The 24,877-nt window shown below is 62.5% G+C and carries 28 protein-coding genes and 1 pseudogene; 12 read left to right on the forward strand and 17 right to left on the reverse strand.

Annotated elements, in window-relative coordinates:
• Nucleotides 1–101: 101 nt before the first annotated feature.
• The gene (locus AC4P1R_RS02835) at nt 102–491 is read left to right on the forward strand and encodes a DUF2780 domain-containing protein (protein WP_069460456.1); all 390 of its coding nucleotides are present in this window, start codon (nt 102–104) and stop codon (nt 489–491) included.
• A 197-nt stretch (nt 492–688) separates the two neighbouring features.
• On the opposite strand, the gene AC4P1R_RS02840 is transcribed toward AC4P1R_RS02835, so the two are convergent.
• The 4 genes from AC4P1R_RS02840 to AC4P1R_RS02855 form a co-directional block, all read right to left on the reverse strand.
• On the reverse strand, nt 689–1,516 hold the full coding sequence (locus tag AC4P1R_RS02840; protein WP_151610939.1) for an aldo/keto reductase: 828 nt from the start codon (nt 1,514–1,516) through the stop codon (nt 689–691).
• 77 nt (nt 1,517–1,593) lie between these two features.
• Nucleotides 1,594–2,367, reverse strand: a complete 774-nt coding sequence (tam, locus tag AC4P1R_RS02845) for a trans-aconitate 2-methyltransferase (protein WP_069460829.1) — start codon at nt 2,365–2,367, stop codon at nt 1,594–1,596.
• Nucleotides 2,368–2,378: 11 nt separating this feature from the next.
• Entirely contained in the window at nt 2,379–3,041 is a 663-nt protein-coding gene (locus AC4P1R_RS02850; protein WP_069460458.1) for a haloacid dehalogenase type II, read from the reverse strand.
• Between the two features lie 156 nt (nt 3,042–3,197).
• Nucleotides 3,198–3,749, reverse strand: coding sequence for a phosphatase (locus AC4P1R_RS02855; protein WP_492177389.1), 552 nt, complete (start codon nt 3,747–3,749; stop codon nt 3,198–3,200).
• 71 nt (nt 3,750–3,820) lie between these two features.
• Between AC4P1R_RS02855 and AC4P1R_RS02860 the strand changes: the two genes are divergently transcribed.
• Entirely contained in the window at nt 3,821–3,967 is a 147-nt protein-coding gene (locus tag AC4P1R_RS02860; protein WP_192803738.1) for a hypothetical protein, read from the forward strand.
• Nucleotides 3,968–4,199: 232 nt separating this feature from the next.
• On the opposite strand, the gene AC4P1R_RS02865 is transcribed toward AC4P1R_RS02860, so the two are convergent.
• Nucleotides 4,200–5,240, reverse strand: coding sequence for a zinc-dependent alcohol dehydrogenase family protein (locus AC4P1R_RS02865; RefSeq protein WP_151610941.1), 1,041 nt, complete (start codon nt 5,238–5,240; stop codon nt 4,200–4,202).
• A 179-nt stretch (nt 5,241–5,419) separates the two neighbouring features.
• On the opposite strand from AC4P1R_RS02865, the gene AC4P1R_RS02870 reads away from it, so the two are divergent.
• On the forward strand, nt 5,420–6,301 hold the full coding sequence (locus tag AC4P1R_RS02870) for a branched-chain amino acid aminotransferase (protein WP_492177390.1): 882 nt from the start codon (nt 5,420–5,422) through the stop codon (nt 6,299–6,301).
• Nucleotides 6,302–6,488: 187 nt separating this feature from the next.
• Here the strand turns inward: AC4P1R_RS02870 and AC4P1R_RS02875 are convergent, their stop codons facing one another.
• Complete coding sequence (locus AC4P1R_RS02875; protein ID WP_069460462.1) at nt 6,489–6,899, reverse strand: VOC family protein; 411 nt, start codon at nt 6,897–6,899, stop codon at nt 6,489–6,491.
• A 235-nt stretch (nt 6,900–7,134) separates the two neighbouring features.
• Between AC4P1R_RS02875 and AC4P1R_RS02880 the strand changes: the two genes are divergently transcribed.
• Nucleotides 7,135–7,737, forward strand: coding sequence for a superoxide dismutase (locus AC4P1R_RS02880; protein ID WP_069460463.1), 603 nt, complete (start codon nt 7,135–7,137; stop codon nt 7,735–7,737).
• Nucleotides 7,738–7,811: 74 nt separating this feature from the next.
• Here the strand turns inward: AC4P1R_RS02880 and AC4P1R_RS02885 are convergent, their stop codons facing one another.
• The gene (locus AC4P1R_RS02885; protein WP_069460464.1) at nt 7,812–8,492 is read right to left on the reverse strand and encodes a helix-turn-helix transcriptional regulator; all 681 of its coding nucleotides are present in this window, start codon (nt 8,490–8,492) and stop codon (nt 7,812–7,814) included.
• 133 nt (nt 8,493–8,625) lie between these two features.
• On the opposite strand from AC4P1R_RS02885, the gene AC4P1R_RS02890 reads away from it, so the two are divergent.
• From AC4P1R_RS02890 to AC4P1R_RS02900, 3 genes are all read left to right on the forward strand, one after another.
• On the forward strand, nt 8,626–9,267 hold the full coding sequence (locus tag AC4P1R_RS02890; RefSeq protein WP_069460465.1) for a LysE family translocator: 642 nt from the start codon (nt 8,626–8,628) through the stop codon (nt 9,265–9,267).
• A gap of 178 nt (nt 9,268–9,445) precedes the next feature.
• Nucleotides 9,446–9,892 carry a c-type cytochrome gene (locus AC4P1R_RS02895; protein WP_225190650.1) on the forward strand — a complete coding sequence of 149 codons (447 nt, stop codon included), beginning with the start codon at nt 9,446–9,448 and terminating at the stop codon, nt 9,890–9,892.
• A 109-nt stretch (nt 9,893–10,001) separates the two neighbouring features.
• Nucleotides 10,002–10,916 carry a c-type cytochrome gene (locus AC4P1R_RS02900; RefSeq protein ID WP_492177391.1) on the forward strand — a complete coding sequence of 305 codons (915 nt, stop codon included), beginning with the start codon at nt 10,002–10,004 and terminating at the stop codon, nt 10,914–10,916.
• 57 nt (nt 10,917–10,973) lie between these two features.
• Here the strand turns inward: AC4P1R_RS02900 and AC4P1R_RS02905 are convergent, their stop codons facing one another.
• Entirely contained in the window at nt 10,974–11,543 is a 570-nt protein-coding gene (locus AC4P1R_RS02905) for a DJ-1/PfpI family protein (protein WP_069460467.1), read from the reverse strand.
• A 13-nt stretch (nt 11,544–11,556) separates the two neighbouring features.
• On the reverse strand, nt 11,557–12,060 hold the full coding sequence (locus AC4P1R_RS02910) for a GNAT family N-acetyltransferase (protein ID WP_151610945.1): 504 nt from the start codon (nt 12,058–12,060) through the stop codon (nt 11,557–11,559).
• Nucleotides 12,061–12,470: 410 nt separating this feature from the next.
• On the opposite strand from AC4P1R_RS02910, the gene bla reads away from it, so the two are divergent.
• Nucleotides 12,471–13,361, forward strand: a complete 891-nt coding sequence (gene bla, locus AC4P1R_RS02915; RefSeq protein ID WP_225190651.1) for a class A beta-lactamase — start codon at nt 12,471–12,473, stop codon at nt 13,359–13,361.
• A 46-nt stretch (nt 13,362–13,407) separates the two neighbouring features.
• Here the strand turns inward: bla and AC4P1R_RS02920 are convergent, their stop codons facing one another.
• Complete coding sequence (locus AC4P1R_RS02920; RefSeq protein WP_225190652.1) at nt 13,408–14,910, reverse strand: protein adenylyltransferase SelO; 1,503 nt, start codon at nt 14,908–14,910, stop codon at nt 13,408–13,410.
• A gap of 179 nt (nt 14,911–15,089) precedes the next feature.
• On the reverse strand, nt 15,090–16,046 hold the full coding sequence (locus AC4P1R_RS02925) for a homocysteine S-methyltransferase family protein (protein ID WP_225190681.1): 957 nt from the start codon (nt 16,044–16,046) through the stop codon (nt 15,090–15,092).
• A 252-nt stretch (nt 16,047–16,298) separates the two neighbouring features.
• Between AC4P1R_RS02925 and AC4P1R_RS02930 the strand changes: the two genes are divergently transcribed.
• On the forward strand, nt 16,299–16,916 hold the full coding sequence (locus AC4P1R_RS02930; RefSeq protein WP_225190653.1) for a TetR/AcrR family transcriptional regulator: 618 nt from the start codon (nt 16,299–16,301) through the stop codon (nt 16,914–16,916).
• Between the two features lie 13 nt (nt 16,917–16,929).
• On the opposite strand, the gene AC4P1R_RS02935 is transcribed toward AC4P1R_RS02930, so the two are convergent.
• From AC4P1R_RS02935 to AC4P1R_RS02950, 4 genes are all read right to left on the reverse strand, one after another.
• Nucleotides 16,930–17,457: a DUF1697 domain-containing protein gene (locus tag AC4P1R_RS02935; protein WP_069460472.1), complete on the reverse strand. Its 528-nt coding sequence runs from the start codon at nt 17,455–17,457 to the stop codon at nt 16,930–16,932.
• An 11-nt stretch (nt 17,458–17,468) separates the two neighbouring features.
• Entirely contained in the window at nt 17,469–19,577 is a 2,109-nt protein-coding gene (locus tag AC4P1R_RS02940) for a S9 family peptidase (RefSeq protein WP_492177393.1), read from the reverse strand.
• A gap of 101 nt (nt 19,578–19,678) precedes the next feature.
• Entirely contained in the window at nt 19,679–20,518 is an 840-nt protein-coding gene (locus tag AC4P1R_RS02945; protein WP_492177394.1) for an SDR family oxidoreductase, read from the reverse strand.
• Nucleotides 20,519–20,622: 104 nt separating this feature from the next.
• The gene (locus AC4P1R_RS02950) at nt 20,623–21,525 is read right to left on the reverse strand and encodes a VOC family protein (protein ID WP_492177395.1); all 903 of its coding nucleotides are present in this window, start codon (nt 21,523–21,525) and stop codon (nt 20,623–20,625) included.
• A gap of 338 nt (nt 21,526–21,863) precedes the next feature.
• Between AC4P1R_RS02950 and AC4P1R_RS02955 the strand changes: the two genes are divergently transcribed.
• The 3 genes from AC4P1R_RS02955 (at nt 21,864) to trhA (ending at nt 23,644) form a co-directional block, all read left to right on the forward strand.
• Complete coding sequence (locus AC4P1R_RS02955) at nt 21,864–22,286, forward strand: universal stress protein (protein ID WP_069460475.1); 423 nt, start codon at nt 21,864–21,866, stop codon at nt 22,284–22,286.
• A gap of 64 nt (nt 22,287–22,350) precedes the next feature.
• On the forward strand, nt 22,351–22,695 hold the full coding sequence (locus AC4P1R_RS02960; RefSeq protein ID WP_069460476.1) for a TraR/DksA family transcriptional regulator: 345 nt from the start codon (nt 22,351–22,353) through the stop codon (nt 22,693–22,695).
• A gap of 286 nt (nt 22,696–22,981) precedes the next feature.
• The gene (trhA, locus tag AC4P1R_RS02965; protein WP_069460477.1) at nt 22,982–23,644 is read left to right on the forward strand and encodes a PAQR family membrane homeostasis protein TrhA; all 663 of its coding nucleotides are present in this window, start codon (nt 22,982–22,984) and stop codon (nt 23,642–23,644) included.
• A 27-nt stretch (nt 23,645–23,671) separates the two neighbouring features.
• On the opposite strand, the gene AC4P1R_RS02970 is transcribed toward trhA, so the two are convergent.
• Together AC4P1R_RS02970 and msrB are read right to left on the reverse strand one after the other, a co-directional pair.
• The gene (locus tag AC4P1R_RS02970; protein WP_492177397.1) at nt 23,672–24,166 is read right to left on the reverse strand and encodes a hypothetical protein; all 495 of its coding nucleotides are present in this window, start codon (nt 24,164–24,166) and stop codon (nt 23,672–23,674) included.
• Nucleotides 24,167–24,321: 155 nt separating this feature from the next.
• Nucleotides 24,322–24,620: pseudogene (gene msrB / locus AC4P1R_RS02975) on the reverse strand (peptide-methionine (R)-S-oxide reductase MsrB); the annotation flags it as partial.
• Nucleotides 24,621–24,877: the final 257 nt, after the last annotated feature.

Here is a 24,877-nt window from a genome sequence, read left to right on the forward strand (position 1 = left end):
CCTACGAGATCTTCGGATGCGGACCGGCCGTCCGGTGCTATTGTCATTTCGAAATCGATCATTTACCTTGACGTTCACGTCAAAAAACGGAGGAGATTTTCATGAGCGAATTGGTCACGCGCGTGGCGGACAATGTCGGGATCGATCCCGCAACGGCCGAAAAGGCGGTTGGGATGATCCTCGGCTTTCTGCAGCGCGAAGCGGCGGACGGGCCGGTCGCCAGGATGATCGAGGCCATTCCCGGCGCGCCGGAACTGGTCGCGCAATATAGCGGAGAGGGCGGCAATGGCGGGCTGCTTGGCGGGCTGATGTCGGCAATGGGTGGTGGCGGCGTCATGGCGCTCGGCCAGCAGTTAATGAGCCAGGGACTTGGCATGGGCGAGATCACGGCACTTGCGAAGGAGACCATCGCCTACGCCAAGGAAAAGGCGGGCGACGAAGTCGTCGACGAGGTCGTCGCCTCGGTGCCGGGTCTTAGCCAGTTCGTTTGAGGAAGTAATAATCTCTTCTGGCCCGCCGGCTCTCCCAAAAGAGGGGGGAACAGATGGGGCATCCATCTGCGTCGCCGCAGGGTGTTCCGCATGCAAAGCGTTTTGCCGGACCGAAGTGGCCGGCCGCACATAATTCTCCCCCCTTGTGGGGGAGATGGCCGACAGACCACACGGGGTAGCGGATCGTTGCTTTCACCTCACACGTCCCACTCGGGAGCCAGTCCCGCCGGGTTGACGATGCGGCCATCCGGCTTTGCCAGTCCGCGGATCGCCGCCATCTCTTCCCGTGTTAGCGCGAAATCGAAGATCGCGAAATTTTCCTTGAGCCGCGCCTCCGTTGCCGTTTTCGAAAGGGCAATCACGTCCTGCTGCTGCACCAGCCACCGAAGCGCCACTTGCGCGGCTGTCTTGCCGTGACGGGCGCCGATCTCGGCCAGGTGCCGGTCCGAGGGTGTGCGGCCATTGGCCATGGCGTAATAGGCGGTGAGCGAAATGCCGTGCCGACGGGCCGCGTGCAGTACCTTGCTCTGGTCGAGGTAGGGGTGGAACTCGACCTGATTGGTCGCGATCGGCGCCTCGCTCAGCCGCACTGCTTCCTCCATCTGCGCCGTGTTGAAGTTGCTGACGCCGATGTGGCGCACCTTGCCGGCTCTCAGCACGTCATTGAGGGCACCGAGCCGCTCCGCCATCGGCACATCGCTGCCCGGCCAGTGCAGGAGCAGGAGGTCCACGTAGTCGGTCCTGAGTTTCCTGAGGCTGTCGTCGACCGAGGCGATGAAGGCGTCATGCCGATAATTGTCGACCCAGACCTTCGTCGTCAGAAAGATATCCGGCCGCGGAATGCCGGACATGTGCATGGCCTTCCCGACCTCGGCCTCGTTGCCGTAGATCTGCGCCGTGTCCACGTGGCGAAAGCCGATCTTCAGCGCTTGCGGCAGAATTCGAAGCACTTCCTCTCCGGACATGCGAAAGGTGCCGAAGCCGAGGGCGGGAATATTGGCGCCGTTGGAATTGACTGCATGCATGGAGGGCTCCTCGAACGACGAAAGGGACACCCCTATACTTGTCGCCGCGTGACGAAGGTTCAAGCGGATCCCGGACTTCAGCCGCCCTTCGTTGCGACGACGAAAAGGCGGGGGAAGCGCAACAGCACACGCCCGTCGGCCATCGCCGGATAGGCCTTGCGGATCTTCTCGGCATAGGCGGCGAGATATTCCGTTCGCCTTTCCGCCGGCAGCGCATCGAGATAGGGACGCAATCCCGTTCCCTTCACCCACTCGACTACGGCATTCGCATTGGCGAGTTGATGGTAATACACGGTATGCCAGACCTCGATCCGCGCCGCCTTGGCGGCAAGCTTCTCGACATAGGTCTTCGGCGCGGGAAGGGGAACGCGCGCCATGATGCGGTCGCGGAACGTCTGTTCAAAAGCGCGCTCCTCGGCCGTCTCCTGCATCAGCGCATGGGATGGCTCGTCGAGATTGTCGGGCATCTGGATCGCGAGCACGCCGCCGGGCGCGAGCGCCGTCAGGAGCCGCTCGAGAACGTCAATGTGTTTCGGCAGCCATTGGAACACCGCGTTTCCAAAGAAGAGCGCAGCCTTTGCCGGCGGTGCCCAGCCGGCGAGATCGACCTTTTCGAAGCGCAGATCCGGCAGGCGCTGACGGGCGGCGGCCAGCATGCCATCGTCATTGTCGAGGCCGACGAGGTCGTTATCCGGAAAACGGGCGCGGATCAGTTCCGTCGAGTTCCCCGGTCCGCAGCCGAGATCGAAAGCCGTACCGGCAGGAAGGTTCGGCACCTGCGCCAGTAGGTCTCGTGCCGGCCGCGTCCTTTCCTCCTCGAACTTCACGTATTGCGCTGCCGACCACGTCATCGCATGTCCCTTCATATGCCGAACTGCAGGCTTTCGAGCGAGGGGAGGATGAGCGACGGCCCGTAGTCTCTGTATTCGTCCGGCATGTCGTGACGGTTTATCCAGACTGTGCGAAAGCCGAATTTGGTCGCGCCGGCCACGTCCCAGCGATTGGACGACTGGAAGGAGACCGCATTCGGATAGAGGCGGTACTGCGTCGTCACTATATCATAGACCGCAGGCGCCGTCTTGAAGGCCTTGACCACATCGACCGAGAATACGTCGTCGATCACGATGTCGAGCGCCGCGTTCTTGACGGCGGAGGCGAGCATCGCCGGCGATCCATTGGAGAGAATTGCAATGCGGGCGCCGCGCTCCTTCAATCCCCGTAGCACGGCCGGCACTTCCGGATAGCAGTCGAGTGTCCAATAGGCGTCGAGCAGTTTCTTCCTGAGCTTGGGATCGGCCGAGGGGAAGCGTTGGAACGCGAAATCCAGCGATTGTTCGGTCAATTGCCAGAAATCGACATAGGCGCCCATCAGCGCGCGCACCCAGGAATATTCAAGCTGCTTTGCACGCCAGAGCTCGGAAAAGGCTCGCCCGTCCGGACCGATTGCGTCGGCATGCCGGCGCACGGCCGCGTGCACGTCGAAGAGCGTGCCGTAGGCGTCAAAGACATAGGCCGCGTAGGACATAGAGTTCTCCCGTCATTCCCGCCTCGGCCGACGCTCCGCGAACAGCCTTTCGGGCAGGTCGTGCGGCGAAAGGCGCGCCGCTTCTCCATTTGTTTTGGAGAGATCATGTCAAATTTTTGTGCGCCGCACAACGTGGCCGTGCCAGGTGACGATTTGTCAGCCTTTCCAGGTCTTTGCCGGAAAGCGAAGCGCCTGTCTGGCAAGCCTGCCTTTGAGCCCGAGCGCCGTATCGCAGAGGCCGACCACCTGTCGGTTTGGTTTGGCCTCCGGGCGAAGCGCGTGCAACGCTGCGGCCGCCTGCTCGGGTGCCATGTAGCGCGCCAGGATGCCGAGCGTCAGCGCCGTCGAGCGCCCGATCCCTCTGAGGCAATGGATCAGAAGATGCGCATGCTCCGGCAGCCGGTCGATGAAGGCGAAGGTCGCCTCGATCGCCTCGGCGCGCGCGGCATCGGGCGCTTCGGGATCGACGGCATCGCCGAAATGAAGCTCCAGATGCCGCTCCGGCGGCAGTTCTATCATCGACAGAAGCCGGGTTGCCGGCGCTCGGATCGAGATCAGATGCGTGGGCGCCCAAAGCGCCCGGTTATGCCGCGCCTCCGTCTGCGAAGCGACGATCACGCGCACCGGCCAGCCATTCGGATGCACCGGATTGCGGTCGAGAACGGGCCGGTAGAACTGGCCTTCGCAGGCCTGAGCCGCAAGCGCCATGACGGGTCCTCGCTGATTCGTCGTCCTCATGACGAGGATAGCAGCGCGGGGCTGGGTTCGGAATCCCCTCGGTGGGGGCCAGAGGCTATTGCAAGCATTCCAAGCGGGGCCAGAAGGTCCGCCCGGCCGTTTCGAGCGTTCTCACCTCGCTTTACAGGATCGGACTCATCTCCACCGCCGACGGCGGCAAGACCTTCGCCTGGCGCCGGGCGGCGTGATCCGAGCCCTTGCCACTCCCCGGCAAGACCCCTCCCCAATCCCTCCCCACAAGGGGGAGGGGCTTCGGTGCCCGCTGCTCCCGACTACCACTTTCTGAGCGCATGCCGCTTCGACCAATAGAGGACCGCGAGGGCGCGGCAGGTTACGCCCCTCCCACCTGTGGGGAGGGGTTGGGGAGGGGTCTTCGAGCGGCCCTGTGGGACGAGGCAGTCGCGACGCCCGCACCTCGCATCAAAAATGCGTTATCACGCTGATGCCGAGTTCCGTCGCGCGGTCCATCGCCACCAGCGCCGGCACCGCCTCTTCCAGCGAAATGTTCCGACCGATCAGCTGTGTGGGATCGAGCTTGCCGGCCACGATCATCTCAAGCATCGCGTCGTAGCGCCAGGCCTGCATGCCGTGGCTGCCGTAGATCTCGAGTTCGTGGCCGATCACCTGGGCCATCGGGATCTGCGGCGTGGCGTGTTCGGCCAGCATCAGGCCCACCTGGACGTGGCGGCCGCGGCGGCGGAGGTTCTTGATCGAATTGAAGCAGGTGACGGGCGAGCCCAGCGCATCGATCGAAACATGCGCGCCGCCTTGGGTGATTTCCCTGACGGCGGCGACGACGTCGTCGGTCTCGCCCGCGTTGATAGCCGCGACGGCACCGATTTTCCGGGCGAAGGCCAGCTTGTCGGCGGAAATGTCGATAGCGATCGGCTTGGCGCCGAGCGCGGCGGCGATCATGATCGCCGAAAGGCCGACGCCGCCGCAGCCATGCACGGCCACCCATTCACCACCCTTGACGCGCGCCTGGTCGGTGACGGTCCGGAAGGAGGTGGCGAAGCGGCAGCCGAGGCTGGCGGCGGTCGCGAAATCCATGCTCTCCGGCAGGTGAACGAGGTTCTGCTCGGCGAAATCGATCGCCACATATTCGGCGAACGAGCCCCAATGGGTGAAGCCCGGCTGGAATTGTGCTTCACAGACCTGTTGGTTGCCGGAGCGGCATTCGCCGCAACGACCGCAGCCGGATACGAAAGGCACGGTCACGCGGTCGCCGACCTTGTAGCGCATCACCCCGCGGCCGGCGGCTGCGATCGTACCCGCCAGCTCGTGGCCCGGAACATGCGGCAGGCGAATGTCCGGGTCGTGCCCCATCCAGCCATGCCAATCACTCCGGCAGAGCCCGGTGGCCTCGACCTTGATGACGACGCCGTTCTCCGTCGGTGACGGATCGGGCAGAACCCTGATCTCCGGCGTCTTCTCGAAGGCGTCGTAATACATTGCTCTCATCGATGCGAACTCCCATTCCGTCTCGATAGTTTTCGGGGCAGCCCCTGTCGTTCCTCGGACCGGCTACCACGCTGCTCCAGAATGGACCTCATGACAATTTTTGATATACCCATTCACCCCAGTTCTGCTTTTTCCCGCTACACCACGATGGTGCACGTCGAGACGAGAAGGAGACGCCGATGGCCGTCGATACATCCCCCCGCACCACCACCTGGACCTATGTCGATGGCGAATGGCTTTCCGGCAACCCGCCGCTGATCGGACCGACATCCCATGCGATGTGGCTCGGCTCGACGGTGTTCGACGGCGCGCGCTGGTTCGACGGCATCGCGCCGGATCTCGACTTGCACTGCCAGCGCGTCAACCGTTCTGCGGAAGCGCTCGGACTGAAACCGGCCATGGCCGCCGAAGAGATCGAGGCGCTCACCTTGGAGGGCGTGAAGAAATTCGACGGCAAGACGGCGATCTATGTAAAGCCGATGTACTGGGGCGAGCATGGTTCCTGGAGCGTCGTCGCGGTAGATCCGGAATCGACCCGCTTCGCCCTCTGCCTGTTCGAGGCTCCGATGGGCAATGCCCATGCGGGCTCGGCCCTGACGCTCTCGCCCTTCCGCCGGCCGACGCTCGAATGCATGCCGACCGATGCGAAAGCCGGCTGCCTCTATCCGAACAACGCCCGCATCCTCACCGAAGCCCGCTCGCGCGGCTTCGACAACGCGCTGGTGCGCGACATGCTCGGCAATATCGCAGAGACTGGCTCTTCCAACGTCTTCATGGTCAAGGATGGCGTCGTCTTCACGCCGGCCGCGAACAGGACCTTCCTCGCCGGCATCACCCGCGCGCGCATCATCGGGCTTCTGCGATCGGCGGGCCACGAGGTCGTCGAAACGACGCTGACGATGACCGATTTCGAGGGGGCGGACGAGATCTTTACCACCGGCAATTATTCGAAAGTCCTGCCGGTGACGCGTCTCGAGGAGCACAACTTCCAGGCCGGCCCGGTCACGGCGAGGGCGCGCGACCTCTACATGGATTGGGCGCATTCGAGCGGCAACGCGTAACGGCGGCGAGACCCCTCATCCGGCCTGCCCGTCCTCCGAAGCAACTGCGGAGGGTGGACCGGCCACCTTCTCCCCGTAAGCGGGGCGAAGGAGACTCGCGGCGCACTGTCTCTGTCCCCTCTCCCCGCGTGCGGGGAGAGGGTTAGTCCTCGGGCTAAACCCGAGGAGAGGGGCTTTTAAAACATGTTCATTCCTCGATCGGCCGAACCACCACGTCGGCGGAGGATCGCGTCGTCGGACCGTGATGGACCGCTTCGATGTTGTTGCCGTCCGGGTCGAGGAGAAAGCCGGCATAATAGCCCGGATGGTAAGGCCGCTCGCCTGGAGCGCCATTGTCCGTGCCGCCATTGGCGATGCCCGCATTATAAAACCGATGGACGGCGTCGCGATCGGCTGCCTGGAAGGCGAGATGAACCTGGCTCTGATAGTCCTCCGCTTTGTCGACGAAGAATTCATCGAAGGCGAAAAACGCATCGGTCTCGTGGGTCGGCTGATGGCCGAGCGCGCCAAGTACTGCGACGTAGAAGCGCTTGCTGACGGCGAGATCCTGCACGCGCAGGTGCACATGGTCGATGAGACGTCCCTGGTGAAACTCCATCCTGGTCTCCTGCAACTCCTGTGCGACGGAGGCGACGCCGTTATGTAACGATGCTGCACGAGGAAAGTTGCGCGTCGCCTTCTCCAAGGACCGATCGGTGGCGTCCGCAAAGGAAGCATTTTTCGTGACTTAGGGAAATTTTGGCACCACATCGGTTGCCTCCCGCCGAGGCGGTGCCTATGTTCCCGATCACAGATTTCCGTCACCAAATCCCATGCCAAGAGGAGATGCCACAATGGCTTTCGAATTGCCGAACCTTCCCTATGACTATGATGCGCTCGTGCCCTATATGTCGCGCGAAACGCTCGAGTACCATCACGACAAGCATCACCTCGCCTATGTGACGAACGGCAACAAACTTGCCGAGGAAGCCGGTCTTTCCGACCTGTCGGTGGAAGAGATCGTCAAGAAGTCCTATGGCACGAACCAGCCGCTGTTCAACAATGCCGGCCAGCATTACAACCACATCCACTTCTGGAAGTGGATGAAGAAGGGCGGTGGCGGCACCAGTCTGCCGGGTAAGCTCGATGCCGCGATCAAGTCCGACCTCGGCGGCTACGACAAATTCCGCGCCGATTTCATCGCTGCCGGAACGGGCCAGTTCGGCTCCGGCTGGGCCTGGCTTTCGGTGAAGAACGGCAAGCTCGAAATCTCGAAGACGCCGAACGGCGAAAACCCGCTCGTTCACGGTGCATCGCCGATCCTCGGCGTCGATGTCTGGGAGCATTCCTACTACATCGACTACCGCAACGCCCGCCCGAAATATCTCGAGGCCTTCGTCGACAACCTGATCAACTGGGACTACGTGCTCGAAATGTACGAGGCGGCGACGAAGTAAGCGGCTTCACGAGTCGCGATGGAAGGTGGGCCCGGCTCTTGCGCCGGGCCTTTTCGTAGGGGTCAAATACCCACCTACGTCTTCCACCCTGCCATCCATGCTTGCCGCAGCCTGTCGCCCTCTCCGCGGAAGAAGGCTTCGACCGGCTCGCAGTGCTCCACGCGGTCGGCGCGGAAATTGCGGATCGCTTGGCGCAATTCGCACCAGGCGACCATCATCGCCTGTTCCGAATAATAGATCAGGGCCAGCGGCCTGACCGTGCGTTCAGTCGCCCGGCCGAACTCGTCGCGGTAGTCAAGTGCGAGTTTCTGTTCGTCGCGGATCGCGCGCCGAATGAGGGCGAGGTCGACCGCTGTTGGGGCCGCCGCGATTGATCCCCAGGCGTGGAGCGCCTGCGATTGGAAGACCTGGCGCAACGGTTCCGGAACGGCCCCGGTGATCTTCTGGCCCACGCGGCTAGCGGCGACTTTCAGTTCCCGGTCGCCGGTGCGCTCGAGCAGCGCGAGCGCGAGCACGATCGCCTCCGTTTCCTCGATGGAGAACATGAGCGGCGGCAGGTCGAAGCCGGGCCTCAATATATAGCCGATGCCGCGTCCGCCCTCGATCGGCACCCGCATGGCCTGCAAGGCCACGATGTCGCGATAGATCGAGCGCGACGTTACCTCCAACCGTTCGGCCATATCGGCCGCCGTCACCGGCCTTCGGGCAAGACGCAAGATCTGGATGATCTCGAAAAGCCGCGATGCCTTACGCATCGGTTTCCCTCCATGGCCGCGAAGGCTCCTGACACGACCCTGTCAGTTGGGCAGAGATATAGCAATGCGGCAACGGATTGAAAAATCTGCAGTCCGGTCCATTGTCCCTCGAAATTATCCACGAGCAACTGACATGACATACGCGGAAAACCTCTGGCTGTTCTTCACTCTCCTGTTCGGTATCATCATCGTGCCCGGCATGGATATGGTCTTCGTCCTCGCCAATGCCGTCACCGGCGGACGCGCCTCCGGGCTCGCTGCGACCGCCGGCATCATGGCGGGCGGCGTCCTGCACACCCTTTATGCCGCGCTCGGTGTCAGCGTGGTGCTGCATCTGATGCCCGAACTCTTCAATGCGCTTCTGGTTGCCGGCGCGGGCTATATCGCCTGGATCGGCTTCTCGCTCCTGCGCAGTTCCGTCACCATCGGCGGCATCGAAGGCGGGATGATGCGGTCGCGCTGGACGAGCTTCCGGCAGGGGGCGCTGACGAGCCTCATGAACCCCAAGGCCTATCTCTTCATGCTGGCGGTCTATCCGCAATTCCTGAAGCCGCAATTCGGGCCCGTCTGGTCGCAGGCCGCCGTCATGGCAATCATGATCGCCTCGACGCAGTTGGCCGTTTATGGCGGTCTCGCGCTTGCAGCCATCCGCGGTCGCGATCTGCTGGTCGGCAGTCCCGCCGTGACGGTCGCAGTCGGCAGGTCCGCGGGCCTTGTCCTCGTGTTGATCGCGGGCCTGACCATTTGGCAGGGGTGGAGCGATGTTCGGCTATAAACATGACCTTACTATTCATGTTATTTGCTGAGCTGGAGCTGAATGTATTTCGGTCAAATTGCGTTGCAGCGACAAGCACTTCAAAAAAATGTTACTTCCGTCGAAAAGCCAAAATGCCATCATGCCGGCGCTTTCAACACGAAGCCGCTCAAGCGGATTCGCACGACCGGAGATGATGATGAAGATGAGAGCTTTTGCGCTTGCGGCCGTCCTTGCAGGGCTGGGTGTCACCGCCGTGACCGCTGCGGACGAGCCGCAGGAGGTTCGCCAGCAGCTGATGAAGAAGGTCGGGCAGGCTGCCGGCGCCCTCAGTGGGATAGCCAAGGGCGAAAAGCCGTATGACGCGGAAGTCGTCAAGGCATCGCTGACGACGATCAGCGATACCGTAAAGGTCTTTCCGAATCATTTCCCTCCGGGTTCGGAAACCGGCATGGAGACTGAAGCGAGCCCGAAGATCTGGCAGAATATGGAGGACTTCAAGGCGAAGGCCGCCAAGCTCGGCGGCGATGCGGCGATGTTCCTCGCCGAGTTGCCATCCGATTCTGCCGGCGTCGGCGCCGCGCTGGGTGTTCTCGGCAAGGACTGCGGCAGCTGTCACGAGACCTATCGCCTAAAGAAAGAGTGACGAAGGACCTCTTTGTCCTGCCAGGAATGCGCCGGTTCGACCGGCGCTTTCCTTTCCGGCCCCTGCAGGGCCGTCCGAACAGGCGCACTTACGAGCAGTTGGGGAGATCATGAGGCAGCGCACGAATTGGCTTCTGTCCGGTCTGGTCCTGCTGGCTCTCGCAGGCGCCGGCGTTCTCTGGTGGCTGACGAAACCGAGACCATGGGACGAGGCGCATTGGAAGGGACTGGGTCAGCCGGATCTAGCCAATGGCGAACAGGTCTTCTGGGCCGGCGGCTGCACCGGCTGCCACGCGGCTCCCGGCGCCAAGGATGATCAACGGCTCGTGCTGGCGGGCGGTCGGCCGCTGAAAAGTCCATTCGGTACTTTCTACGCGCCGAATATCTCGCCCGACAAAACGGCTGGAATCGGTGGCTGGACGCTCGCCGAGTTCGGCCATGCCATGACGCGCGGCGTCGGCAAAGACGGCGAACACCTTTATCCGTCTTTTCCTTACGGCTCCTACGCGCGCATGACCGCCAAGGATATCAACGACCTGTGGGGCTTCCTGCAAACGCTGCCGAAAAGCGCCACCGTTGCACCGCCGCATGATCTGCCCTTTCCCTACAATATCCGCCTGGCACTCGGCGGCTGGAAGCTCCTGTATTTGACCGACGATCAGAGGGTCGCGCTCGATACGGCCGAGCCAAAGCTGGCCCGTGGACAATATCTCGTGGAAGGTCCCGGCCATTGCGGAGAGTGCCACACCCCGCGCGACGCGCTCGGCGGCTTCGAGCCGGAGAGGTGGCTTGCCGGAGCGCCGAACCCGGAAGGAGAGGGTCGCATTCCCAATATCACGCCGGGCTCGAAGAGCATCGGCGGTTGGAGCGCGTCCGACATTGCCTCCTATCTAGAGACCGGATTCACGCCGGATTTCGACACGGTCGGCGGTTCGATGGTCGAGGTGCAGAAGAACTTGGCGAAGCTTCCCTCGGAAGATCGGGAGGCGATCGCCGCCTATTTGAAGGCGCTGCCGCCGCTGTGATCCATGTCGCCCGGAGCGTGCAGGGTTTTCGGGACAACGACATGTCTAGGGGGCCATTCAGGTGAGCCGGTGCTCCTCGGCATAGAGCGCGAGGTAGGCGTCGAGCGCCTCGGAGCCGAGGCCGAGCGCGTGAAAGACTTCAGCCGCGAAGCTTACCGGTGCGGTGCCTGCGGCCGTCACGAGGCGACCGCTGCGAACCGCCCGCGGCTGGTCGCGATAGTGGCTCTGGCCTTGATAGTCGGGAACCGCCGCAAGGCTTCCGGCCGAGTTGCCTGTGTGATCGGCCCCATTGAGGATGCCGCTTGCGGCAAGCGCCAGCGTGGCGCCGCAGATTGCCGCAACCACGCGCTCTGCCGTGTGGAAGGCACGGATCGTATGCGACAGGTCGGGTGCCGCAGCGGTTTCCCAGATGGTGCCGCCGCAGAGCACGAGCCCGTCGAACTCCGCCGGGGCGAGCGTCTTCGTCGGCAGGTGCGGCGTGATGTGCAGGCCGCCCATGGAGGTTACCACGGTGCCGCCGGGCGAGGCGACGAGAAGATCCACTCCCAGCTCGGCGCGCGCCGTCGCCATCAACAGCGCGCATTCCCAGTCGGCAAAGCCTTCCGTCAGCACGATAGCAACGCGCATCGAGCCCTCCTCTTCAGCCTATCCTCTGAATATAGCGCATGCCGGTCACCGGGCGAGGCTCGAAGCGCTCGGATTCATAGAAACGATGCGCCTGGAAATTGCCGGTCGCGGCGCTGACCGAGAGGTAATTGCAGCCCGCCATTTTCGCCTGCTCCCGTGCCTTGGCGATGAGATGCCGGCCGATGCCGGTGCCGCGGTGACCGGGCCGCACGAAGAGGTGATGCAGTTCCATACCGCGCACGCCCTCGACCGCCCTGTACTGGGGAACCAGTATGGCATAGCCGATCAACTGACCACCGGCTTCGGCGACGAGAGCGGTGATCCACGGTGTGCGGCCGAAGAGATCGCGCTCCAGCTGTTCGGATGTGACCGGGGCAGCGTCGCCATGATGGGCGGAAAGCTCGGCGATCATTTCGCGCAGTTCGGCAACGTCGCGCGGCTTCGCGCAACGGATCGTCACCATGGGCGCTCTGGCCGACGGCACGGGGTGAAGGCTAGGTATGGCGGTCTGCAGCATTCTCGGCTCCTATGGTTCTGCCGCCATCAGGTGCCGTGAAAAACAAAAGCCGCCTGATGGCGGCCTTGTTGAATATGATCAGCAAGCCGCTCCTATCGGAACAGCCAAAAATACGCGCGGAAAATGGGTGCGTTCTTGATCATGCGCGTAGATTCTCCATTTCCCGGATTTTGTCAACGGAGATTCTTTTGGGCGGTCAGTATTCGCCCTCGCACTGGCAATGGTCGGCGAGCGCGCGGATGGCCTTTTTCGCTCGTACAATCTCTCGTGGCACGCCGGTACCCACGTTGAGCGAGCACAAGACCGCCACATTCGGCTCGTAGCGAGTCGTGGACAGTGCATAATTGTATTCAATATCAATAATTTAGTGGTCTGATGTGGATGCGTCGGCCGAACGGAGGGAATAGACGATGCCCCTGCTTATCAGTCGCCGCAGCGTGTTGTTTGCAACCGCCACACTCTTTCCGGCGTTCACCTTGCCGGCTCCTGCGCTGGCTTTCTCCCGAGCGGAGGATGACGTTGCGAAGCAGCTAGAAGAGCTTGAAAAGCGCACCGGGGGCCGTCTTGGCGTCTCCGTGCTCGACACCCGGACCAATATTTCCTTCGGTCATCGGGAGACCGAACGCTTCGCCATGTGTTCGACCTTCAAGGCGCTCGCGGCGGCCTGTGCGTTGGCGCGCGTCGATCGGGGAGAGGAGGCGCTCGACCGGCGTATTGCGTTCGGCAGGGACGTGTTGCTGCCGCATTCTCCAGTCACCGGGAAGCATGTCGGCGGCAATGGGATGACGGTCTCCGCGCTCTGCGAGGCGGCGATCACGATCAGCGACAACGCCGCCGCCAACCTACTGCTGGAAAGCTTCGGCGGTCCGGCCGGGCTGACATCGTGGCTGCGGTCGATCGGAGACGAGGCGACGCGTCTCGACCGGATGGAACCCGAGCTCAACGAAGCCGCGTTCGGCGACCCGCGCGATACGACGACGCCTGCGGCGATGCTGGAAACGCTCCGCAAGCTGGCCTTCGGTTCGGTGCTGTCGGAGAGTTCGCGCCAGCGGCTTGTCGGCTGGATGGTCGCGAACAAGACAGGCGGCGCACGGCTGCGGGCCGGCCTTCCAAGGGACTGGCGGATCGGCGACAAGACCGGGACAAGCATGGCCGGCGCCGTCTCGGATATCGGCTTCGCTTGGCCGGACGGGCGTGGACCCATCCTGGTCGCTGTCTACACCGGTGAGGCGAAAGCGCCGCTCGACGCCCTGAATCCGGTCTTTGCCGAGATCGGCAGGATCATCGCCGGAATGGCCTGAAAACCGTCCAAATCGTTTCGCCGCAGCCCGTGTCTCTGCGGACCCTTCAAGTGCCGCAGAAGGTTTGCAGCACTTCTTCACCGGGCTTCGGCGGTTCCGCATGGGCGGCATGTTGCGGCTGGTCTTCGTAAGGCATTGAGGTCACGTCGACGAGGGCCTCGAAGAGGGAGAAGTCTGCATCCCGGACTGCCGCATCGATCGCCTGCTCTACCCGATGATTGCGCGGAATGAAGGCCGGATTGACCGCCCGCATGGCGGCGGCACGCTCGTCCGGCGCCCGCGGTTCGCGCCCGAGCCGGCCCCGCCAGTCCGCGAGCCAGGGCAAAAGCGCCTCCGGATTTTGGAACAGGCCGGCAAGCTGCGCGTCCGAAGCGTCGTCCTCGACACAGGCCGCAAGCTGGCGGAAGGTGAGGCTGAAGTCCGCATTGCCCTTGTGCATCAGGGTCAGGAGCGTCTGTATCCGTTCCAGGTCTCCGTCTTCTGCCGTCGCAAGCCCGATCTTTCGCCGCATGCCCTCTAGCCAGTGCTCCTGGAAGACCGACCCGTATCCGGTGAGGACCTCATTGGCGAGATCGACCGCCTTATCGGCGGCAGGATCGAACAATGTCACCAGTGTCTCGGCCAGGCGTGCCAGGTTCCACTGCCCGATGGCCGGCTGATTGGCGTAGGCGTAGCGGCCGAACTGGTCGATCGAACTGAACACCTTCTTGGGATCGTATGTATCCATGAAGGCGCAGGGCCCGAAGTCGATCGTTTCGCCGGAAACCGTCATGTTGTCGGTGTTCATCACGCCATGGATGAAGCCGACATGCAGCCAGCGCGCGATCAAAGCGGCTTGGCGCTCCGTGATCGTCTTGAAGAGTGCAAGATAGGGCCGTCCGTCGCCCTTGATCTCCGGATAGTGCCGATCGATCACGTAATCGGCGAGCGCCCTGACCGCCTCCATATCACCGCGCGCGGCGAAGAACTGGAAGGTGCCGACGCGAATGTGGCTGGCCGCGACGCGGGTGAAGACGGCGCCGGGCAGTATCTCCTCGCGATAGACGGGCTGGCCGGTGACGGTTGCCGCAAGCGCGCGGGTGGTCGGGATGCCTAGCGCATGCATCGCTTCGCTGACGATATATTCGCGCAAGACCGGGCCGAGCGCCGCACGCCCGTCGCCACGGCGCGAATAGGGCGTCTTGCCCGTTCCCTTGAGCTGGATGTCGCGGCGCTTCCCGTTTCGGTCGATAACCTCTCCGATGAGAATGGCGCGTCCATCGCCGAGCTGAGGGACGAAGGTGCCGAACTGGTGGCCGGCATAGGCCATGGCGAGCGGCTCCGCACCCGCGGGGACGCGGTTGCCGGAGAAGATCGCTGCGCCGTCACGCTCCAGCGCTTCGACGTCAAGCTGCAGCTCTTCGGCAAGCGCCCTGTTGAGCTTGATCAGCCAGGGCTCGGCCACCGGTGTCGGCTCGACGCGCGCATAGAACTGTTCAGGCAGCCGCGCAAAGCTGTTGTCGAAACGGAACGGGCCGGTCTCTGAGGCCGTCGGGGGCGTGTATTCCATCATGCTCCAGCGGCCGTAATGCGAGCTGCCGACCGCCCTTTCATGACGAGTCTACACGAGCCACCCCCTTTTCGCGAGGGGGCTACACTTCACTACAGCGGGCAAGGGCTGCTGCAGCACGTGGATGGCCGCACGTGCAACATGTCCTTGGGAAAGCGCCCCGCACGGGCGCAATCCGATCAGGCGCTGAGCGCCGGCGGCGGCAAACAGGCCTCGCAGATCGCCTCGATGTGGCGGTGATCGGTGCCGCAGCAGCCGCCGAGGATGCGTAGATGCGGCATGCGGCCGGTCAGCGCACGGTAACGCTGAGCGAGGTCGCGCATATCGCCGACGTCCAAGGTCTCGCTTTCGTCGAGCTCGGCATGGCTCTTCGCGGAGGCATTGGCGCGGATGCCGCCGATCCGCCGGACCCAGGCCTGAGTCTGGTCCAGGCTGCCCTCGAAATGGCTCGGATGTGCGCAGTTGACCATGTAATAGTGCGGATAGCTTTCGGTTGCCGCGTCTGCGGTTTCGATCGCTTCCTGAAGCGAGCGGCCGGTGACGAGCCTCCCATCGGTCTCCACGGTGAAGGAGATGGCGCAGGGCATGCCGTGGTTCCGCGCCGCGCGGGCAATTCCGATCGCTTCGTCGATATTGGTCAGGGTGTAGGCGGCGACCATGTCGGCTTCGCTGGCGGCAAAGGCCGCCACCTGCGCCGCATGATAGTCTTCCGCTTCTTCGGCCGACATCCGACCGGCCTTGTAACCGTCGCCGCGCGGACCGATTGCGCCGCTGAGGACGATCGGCGCTTGCGGGCGCTCGTATTCCGCACGCAGTTCCGTCAGCAGGTACACCGCGTCGCGATTGACCTGGTCGAGCGCCTCGGCGTCATAGCCGAGCTTTGCGCCCCAGTCGGCATTGGCGCGCCAGGTGGCGGTGTCGAGAATGAAGCCGGTCCCGTGGCGTCGGGCAATGTCGAGATAGCGTGTATAGTAGCGAAGGAGTTGCTGGCGCCCTTCCGAGGACGACAGCAGGACGAAGGAGGCGAAGTGCGGCAGTGCCATGCCTTCGTGAAAAATCAGCGTCGTTTCCAGTCCGCCGTCGCTCAGGAATGCGCCTCCGCGCAGGAGCGGCAGGTCGTGTCGGTATTTGGTGATTTCGCGTTCCACCCTTTCCTCCTCTTTTGCTGCAGACCAGGGTGAGGTCGCCAGGCGCCCCCCATCCCGCTTCAATGCTGGCTTTTCTGCCTTTTTATCGGCAGCTAAACTAGCGGTCTTGCGGTATAGTATTGCTGGAATAGCCGCATATCGCTGTCACATCAGGAACTTGCCGTCGGGATTGGCGACGGGAGACCCGGCTGACGCCGCCTCTTCGAACTCAAAACTGTACTTGCGGTATAGGAGTGGACCATGCGAAAGGGCGAGGAAACCCGCGCAAAGATCCTCGATGCCGCCGAAGTTGCGGTACTGGCGAAGGGTTTCGGCGCGACGTCGATCGATGAGTTGATCGTCGAAATCGGCATCACCAAAGGCGGGTTCTTCTATCATTTCCGCGACAAGAACGAACTCGCCAAGGCGCTGCTCGAACGCTACATCGAAAATGACGAGCGCATCTACGACGAGATATTCGGGCGGGCACGTGAACTCGCGGACGATCCGCTGCAGTCCTTCCTGACAGGCCTGAAGCTGCTGTCCGAGTTGCTCGCGGACCTGCCGAACGGCCATCCCGGCTGCCTGGTCGCCACCATGTGCACGCAGGAGCGTGCGTTCGATCGGGAGATCCAGGCGATAAACCGCCAGGCAGCGTTGATGTGGCGCAAGCGTTTCGGCGCCATGTTCAGGGAGATCATGCTGACCTACCGCCCGCGCGAGCCGCTCGAGGCCGATCAACTGGCCGACATGGTCTCGACCGTTCTCGAGGGCGGCATCGTGCTCTCAAAGGCGCTGAAGGAGCCGAAGAGCCTTCCCGATCAACTCCTCGTTTTTCGCAGCTTCGTGCGACTGCTGTTCCAGCCGAAGAACCAGTGATATGAGGGCGAGGTCAGGAACTCTCGTCCTCCATGGCGGCGGCGAGTTCCGCAAGCTTGCGCACAGTATTGAGGTTGCGTGCCGTGCCGGCCTTCAGTGCCGGCAGCTTGAGCTTCGAGCGGCCGGATCCGTTCGGATAATGGATGAAGATCTCCCGGCCATCGATCTGCGCCTCCTCTCCACCCGGCGCCACGAGATCGTCGAGTGCATCGGCAGGAGGTGGTTTCCGTAGGAAGGTGACGAGCAGGAAATTCGGCCTGGCCCCAGGAAACGGTGCCCTGGCCAAGACGTCTTCAAGCGCGCGTCGGCTGCGCAGGATCACGCCCGGCGCCTTGCCCATCCTGGCAGCGAGCGCGTCCTCAAGCCTCCGCCGCGCTTCGGTTTCCGAGAGCTCGGAGCGGAAGAGGACATTGCCGCTCTGGATGTAGGTCCTGACGTCGGTGAAGCCAAGGCCCTCGCAGATCGACCTCAGCTCCGCCATGGCAAGCGTTCCGGTGCCGCCGACATTGACTGCCCTCAGCAGAGCGATGTGGACCGGCACCGCGCTACCTCCTACGCCTTGCCAGCGACCTTGATGGCAAAGGCATATTCGAAGGCGATCTCCTCGAGGCGCTGGAAGCGCCCGGATGCGCCGCCATGGCCGGCATCCATGTTGGTCTTCAACAGGATAGGTTCGCTGCCGGTCGTCTTTTCGCGCAGCCTCGCCACCCACTTCGCCGGTTCCCAATAGGTAACGCGCGGATCGGTCAAACCACCAAGCGCCAGGATCGCCGGGTAAGGCCTGGCCTCCACATTGTCATAGGGAGAGTAGCCGGCGATGATGTCATAGAATTCTTCGCTTTCGATCGGGTTTCCCCATTCGGGCCATTCCGGCGGCGTCAGCGGCAAGGTGTCGTCGAGCATGGTGTTCAGCACGTCGACGAAGGGGACCGCGGCGATGATGCCGCGGAACTTCTCCGGCGCCATATTGGCGATCGCGCCCATCAGCATGCCGCCTGCCGAGCCACCTTCGGCGATGATGTTGGAGTAGGAGGTGAACTTCTCCTCATTCAGAAAGTCGGCCGCGGCGATGAAGTCTTTGAACGTGTTGATCTTCTTCGCCATCTTGCCGTCTTCGTACCATTGAAAGCCCCTATCCTTGCCGCCGCGGATATGGGCGATGGCGTAGACGAAGCCGCGGTCCACGAGCGACAGGCAATTGGTGTTGAAGCCCGCCGGAATGGTGATGCCGTAAGCCCCGTAGCCGTAGAGCAGGCAGGGTGCGGAGCCGTCGAGCGGCGTGTCCTTGCGATAGAGAAGCGTGACCGGAACCGGGGCTCCATCCGGAGCGGGTGCGAAGACGCGGCGGGTGACGTAGTCGTCCGGATTGTGCCCGGACGGCACTTCCTGGGTCTTGAGCAGCGTCCGCTCGCGCGTCGCCATATTGTAGTCGAAGAGTTGCGACGGGGTCGTCATCGAGGAATACGAGAAGCGGATAACTTCGGTGTCGTATTCGGCGGCGCCCGAGAGCCCCAGGGAGTAGGCCTCCTCGGCGAAGGCGATCGCGTGTTCCTCGCCGGTCTTGCGGTCGCGGATGACAATTTCCGGAAGCCCCTCGCGCCGCTGCAACCAGACGAGATGGCGCGCATAGGCCATATGGCTGAGGATAAGCGTGCCCGGCCTGTGCGGAACCACTTCGCGCCAGTTTTCCTTTTGCGGCGCTGCGACGGGCGATTCCATGATCTTGAAGTCCTTTGCGCCGTCGGCATTGGTCAGGATATAGAAAACGTCGCCACCTTCGGTCATGGAATATTCGAGGCCGGTGACGCGTTCCGCCACGAGCTTCGGCTCGGCCGCGAGGTCCGTGGTCGGGATGATGCGATATTCGCTGGTCTGGTGGTCGTGGATGTCGATGAAGATGAAATCGTCGATAAGCGACCCGCCGACCGACATGAAGAAGCCTGGATCCTTTTCCTCATAAACGAGCCGGTCGTCCGACTGCCGCGTGCCCACGACGTGATGGTAAATCTTCGATGGCCGATGGTTCTCGTCGAGCACCGTGTAGAAGAAGCTCTTGCCGTCCGGTGCCCAGGCGCCGCCGCCGCCGGTATTCTCGACCACATCGGCGAGATCGCCACCGGTCGCAAGGTCGCGCACCTTCAGCGTGTAATATTCCGACCCCTTTTCGTCATAGCCCCAGATGCCACGGGCATGGTCGCTCGAATGATTGAGGCCGGCAATGCGGAAATAGGCTTTTCCCTCGGCTTCCTTGTCGCCGTCGAGCAGCACCTGCCGGATCGTCTCGTCGCCGACCGCTCCTTTGCGTGGGATCCGGAAGTAACGCGGATGTTCGCCGCCTTTCACGTAAAAGGTGCCGTAGGCGAAGGCGCCGTCCTTCATCGGAACGGAGGAATCGTCTTCCTTGATGCGGCCGCGCATTTCGGCAAACAGCGTCTTTTGCAGATCCTTGGTGTCCGCCATGGCGGCGTTCATATATTCGTTTTCGGCTTCGAGATGCTTGCGGATCTGCGGATCCAGGATCGACGGGTCCTTGAACATGGCCTGCCAGTTGTCGGCCCTGAGCCAAGCGTAGTCGTCGGTCCGGGCGATGCCGTGGCGCGTGTCCGTGACCGGCTTTTTCGGAGCGACGGGTGCGGCGGGCAGGTTCTTGAAAACGGACAAGTCGGGTCTCCGGGAGCTATTCTGCGAGAGACCATGAGATAGAGAGCGCCTGCACGGCGATCAAGCGGAAAGCGCGGGCGCGGTTTAGGTGCTGCCCTTGATCAGGCCGACAATGCCGCGGCATTGTCCTTCGCGTAGGTTTCGAGGGAGCGGGGCTTCTTGCCGGTCAGTCTTTCCACGTCGGCGGTCACCCTGTCCATGCGGCCTTCCCGGACGGGCCGAAAAACGCCTGCGACGTAACGAGCATAATTTTCCGGGACGCCGGCGGTCGCCAGCATGCCGACGAAGGTCTCCTCGTCGACCGGTTTATAGACGATGGGCCTGCCGATGGCCTGCGAAAGGATTGCCGCCGCTTCGTGATAGCTCAATGCCTTTGGGCCGGTGAGATCGAAGGCCAGGCCGCTGAAGGCGTCGGTTGTCAGTGCTGCGGCGGCACATTCGGCGACGTCGCGCACGTCGATGAAGCCGGTTTTGCTATCCGCCGCCGGCACGGCAATGACGCCATGACGAATGCCCTCCAGCCAATGGCTGTGAAAGTTGTCGGCGAAGGTGTTGGGGCGGAGGATGATGAATTGTGCTCCGGTTTTTTCGAGGAAGAGTTCTACTCGACGATAGGGATGGTCCTCGTCGGCGTCCGCGCCGATGACGCTCATCAGGACGTTCTTGACGCCGCGGGCGGCAGCCGCGTGGATCATTGGCGTCAGCAGCGCCCCCGGGTCCGTATAACCGTCCGGGGCCATCACGAAAACACGGTCGACACCCTCGAGCGCGTGGCCATAGGTCGAACAGTCCCGGTAGTCGAAGGCAATCGCTTCGGCGCCCTCGGCAGGTGTGGCCCCGCGGCTTGCCGCCTTCACGCGTTCGCCCCTTTCGACGAGAGAGCGCACCAGTTTGCTGCCGACCCTGCCGCCGGACCCGAGAACGAGAATCTTGCCGCCCATCGCCTTGCCTCCCAGCCTGTCGTTCAAACGATAACGATAGAACTGGATGAAATTGCGGAGGTCGAGATCGGCAAGGCAAGGCGATGCGGGCGCAAAAGCGCACTCTACGCGGCAAGTGTGAGGCCGATTCCCCAGGGATCGACGAGACTGTGAAGGTCTCCTTCGCGGCGCACCGGTATTCCGGCCTCCTCGAGCCTGTCCGCCATGGCCGTTAGATTCTTCGGATCCCTAAGGCGAAGCGTGTATTCCCTGAGGCCAGTCATCCTGCCCTCGCGTTTCGGGCCTCCTCGCGAATTCCAGATATTGGCTGCGATATGATGGTGGTACTTGCCCGTCGCGAAGAAACTTGCCCCCGGATAGCGAGCCATGAGGTCGAGTCGCAGCAAGTCGCGGAAGAATGCATCCGCCTGCGGCAAATGCGAAACCTGAAGATGGATATGGCCGATCGTGCTGCCTTCGGCGAGGCCGCTCCACTCGTCTTGCCGTGCCTCGTCGTAGAGCGCCTGGAGGTCGAGTGGCAGCGTCTTCATCTCGACGGTGCCGTGCGGATGATAGGTCCACTCCTTACGCGGGCGATCGCGGTAGACTTCGACACCGTTTCCTTCGGGATCGGAGAGATAGATCGCTTCGCTGACGAGGTGGTCGGACGCGCCCTGCAGGCGAATGCCATCGTCCAGGGCATGCGCCAGCCAGCGACCGAGTTCACGGCGATCCGGTACGAGATAGGCGACGTGAAAGAGGCCGGGCGCGTTGCGCGGCGCCCTTGCGGCATTTCCAGCGCTGGTGAGTGTGAGGAGGGGCCGTCCCGCGACGCCGAGCACCGCTCCACTCGCGCTCGTCTCTAGCGCCGCAAGGCCCATGATCCGCTGATACCAGGCCAGGACCATCGGAAGGTCCTCGACGACGAGATGCGCTCGCTCGACATAGGTCGGCATCGACACGGCGTGATCGGCAGGAAAGTCGACCGCTGGGTCCGAGGTCGTTAGGTGTTCCTTCATCATCATCATCCTTCCGGACCGCGGCCATCCATCATTTGTCCCGGTCCCAGCCTCGAAGTTTAGCCCAATATGATCACGTGATCCCGTTCGGGAAAGCCATTATATTCCTTGATGTTGTGTTCGATGAGCGTTGACAGTCGTGGCTGTCGCCCTAACTCCTGATGTGGGCGATGCGGGCGCGAGGGTGGTGCTGATTGATCTCAATCAATGCCGGAATCACCACTGCCGCTCAGTCTCGGCCCGGAGCGGGAAGACGGGGTGGCCCAGCTGCCTCCGATCCGGGCCCAACGCATCGGCTCCGATTGGGGAGCCGGCGACCGGGAGTCCAACCGAAGGAGCGTGTCTGTATGTACAAGAAGATCATCGTCCCGATCGCCATGGATCAGCTGGAGCACGGCGAGTCCGTCCTCAGCATAGCAGAGAAGTTGATTGACGAGGGCGGGGAGATCATCCTGCTCAACGTGGTCGAGGACCTGAACGCCTACGCTCAAGGCTACATGATCGTCGACTTTCCATTGGAGATGATCGAGGAATCGCGCAAGCATGCAGTCAAGACGCTCGAGGCGCTGAAGGCCAGGCATGGCATAAGGGGGCGCGTCGAAATCCGCACGGGCGGGGCAGCCGGCACTATCAACGCCCTCGCAAGAGACGAGAACGCGGACCTCGTGATCATAGCGTCACATCGTCCGGGCCTGATCGACTATTTCATCGGTTCGACTGCAAGCCGTGTCGTCAGCCATTGCCCATGTGCCGTTCTCGTCGATCGATAGCACGACAACAAGAATAAGAAAACGCGGCGCGGGTATCGTTGCGCCGCAGCCCAGGGAGCTTGTAATGGACAAGTACTTGCTTGACGATTTTCGCGAACAGCTTCTAAGCCGCAAGCGCGAACTCTATGGCCGGCTGGTGAAGATCGAGGAAGATCTCGAGCAGCCGATGAATGCCGATGTGCCGGATCGCGTCACGGAACGCGAAAACGACGAGGTGCTGGAAGGGCTCGGCCTCGCAGGGCAGGGGGAGATCCGTGCGATCGACGCGGCGCTCGACCGCATCGCGGCCGGGACATTCGGCATCTGCGTGCGCTGCGGCGATCCGATTTCACAGGAAAGGCTGAACGCGGTGCCGCATGCGCCTCTCTGCCAGACCTGCGCCGCGGAGATAGCCTCCCGCACGCGCTAATGTAGGTCGGAACAGGGACCTGCAGCGCGTCGCGCGAATGCGTCGAAGGCGGCGCGCTTTAAGAGCGCGCCAGTTTCGGATTTGATCTCCGCTATGGCGAGCCGCCGGCCCGGCGCAACGTGGTCGCAGGGATTTCCGCGAATGTTGTCATACGTCTCGAAAATTGATTCGTTCCGCCGAATGGAAGCTTTGCCGGATAAGGGCTGTATGGCAGGATGGTAGCAGAACGGGCGCTGTCGGTTCGGCTCTCTCCGTTCTTTTCTCAAACGGGTGGTGGAGCAGCCCCGTGGATTTGAGTGGCGTCAAATGGGACTACGACCGGGCTGAACTCATTGCCGACGGCATCGTCCACGGTATCGGCCTGTCTGCCGCGCTTATCGGCGTCACGGCATTGATTTTCTACGCAACCCTCTGGAGCACGTCGGGCCAACTCGCCGCAGCCTGTATCTACAGCATCGGATTGGTCCTCACCCTGTCCGTCTCGTTCCTCTACAATCTCTATCCGATCTGCCGGACGAAATTGTATCTCCGCCGCGTGGACCATTCTGCGATCTTCGTGCTGATAGCTGCAACCTATACGCCGTTTCTCCAGCGCGGATGGGACGATCCATTCCTCTTCTGGATGCTGTTTGGTATCTGGACGGTCGCCTTTGCCGGCATCGCCATGAAGTGTCTGCTTCCGCTGCGCTTCGATCGATTGGCAATCCTGCTCTATCTAACCATGGGCTGGGGCGGGATTCTTGCCGCCCGTTCGCTGTTCACGGCCTTGAGCACGACGACGCTCGTTCTCATCATCGTCGGCGGCGTCATCTATTCGGCCGGCATTGTTTTTCATGTTTGGGAGCGGCTGCGCTACCAGAACGCCATCTGGCACGGCTTTGTCGTTGCTGGATCGGCTGTCCACTATTCGGCCGTCGTCACCTGCATCAGCGGTGCTGCGTCGTCCTGAGTCGCAACCGTTTGCCGAATTCAAGCGTCAATCCGGCGGCTGGCAGCCTTCGGAGGGCCTCAGTGCCGCTGCCATGCGCGAGATCACGCCGTCAAAACTCGTCAGCCTCGACTTGCGGTATTGGAGTCGAAAATACGCGGCGCTGCCGTCGCAAAGCGCGATGGCCCGCGCATAGAAGACCTCGCCGTCGCGCGCGCCCGAGTAGCTCGCCCAGTCAGGCGTGACGCGTGAAAAGAGTATTCTCCAGTGATCCTCTTTCTCGTAGCTGATCCGTTCAGCGACGTCGATTTCAAACTCTCCGCCCGGGGGACGGGTACCGAAGATGATCAAGGTCGCACCGTTGTCGTCGGCGTGAAAACTTGCGCCATCGCCAATGCCGGCTTGCTTCCGCATCTCGAATCCGGGCGGAATGTCGACTGTGTAGCCGAAGCGGGGATTGGCGTAGGGGTGCCAATCATCTACCGCCGCCGCGGGCAAGGCAAGCCCCGGCAGAAGAGCGATCGCGAAAACGCCGCGGCGCATGGGAAATATCCTTGTGGCTTCGATCTGCCCACGTCCATCGTAGCGTCGCGCCATTCTTCCGACGCGTAAAGACGTCCTCGCGATTTTTACAGCGCAGCATGACTTTTCAGACGCGCAAAGGAGCCGACGCTTCCAAATCGATCGTACGACGCGTTTCAGTCCTCTTCAAAGGTCATTGCCGTTCTGTTGAGGCAGTAGCGCAGGCCCGTTGGCGGCGGTCCGTCGGGGAAGACATGGCCGAGATGGGCGTCACAATCGGCGCAGCGGATTTCCGTTCTCACCATGAAATGCGAGCGGTCGACATGTTCGGCGATCGCATTTTCGTCGACCGGCGCGAAATAGCTCGGCCAGCCGCACCCGGAATCGAACTTCGTGTCGGACCGGAAGAGGGCCCGGCCGCAACAGACGCACCTGTGCCCTGTTGCTTGTTGTTGAGGAACGGCTCGGTGAAGGGGTAAAATCTCGTTGGATTGCTGCGATAATATAGAAGGGCGATCGCGCCGTCACAAAGGGGTTGCTCGGCCGGATCGTTGTTGAATATCGCCGCTGCTGTTTGCCCGAATATGGGGAACGAAAGGCGATCACGTTGCAGCTTTACACAGTATTGCCGTCCCTGCGCTTCCTTTTGCCGCCGATTTCTCTTGAGGCGAGCCGGCCCATCTTCTATGTCCGGTAGCCAACCTGACCGACGAACGAAGCAGCGAAGGAGCG

Source organism: Sinorhizobium sp. Y406 (assembly GCF_058732025.1).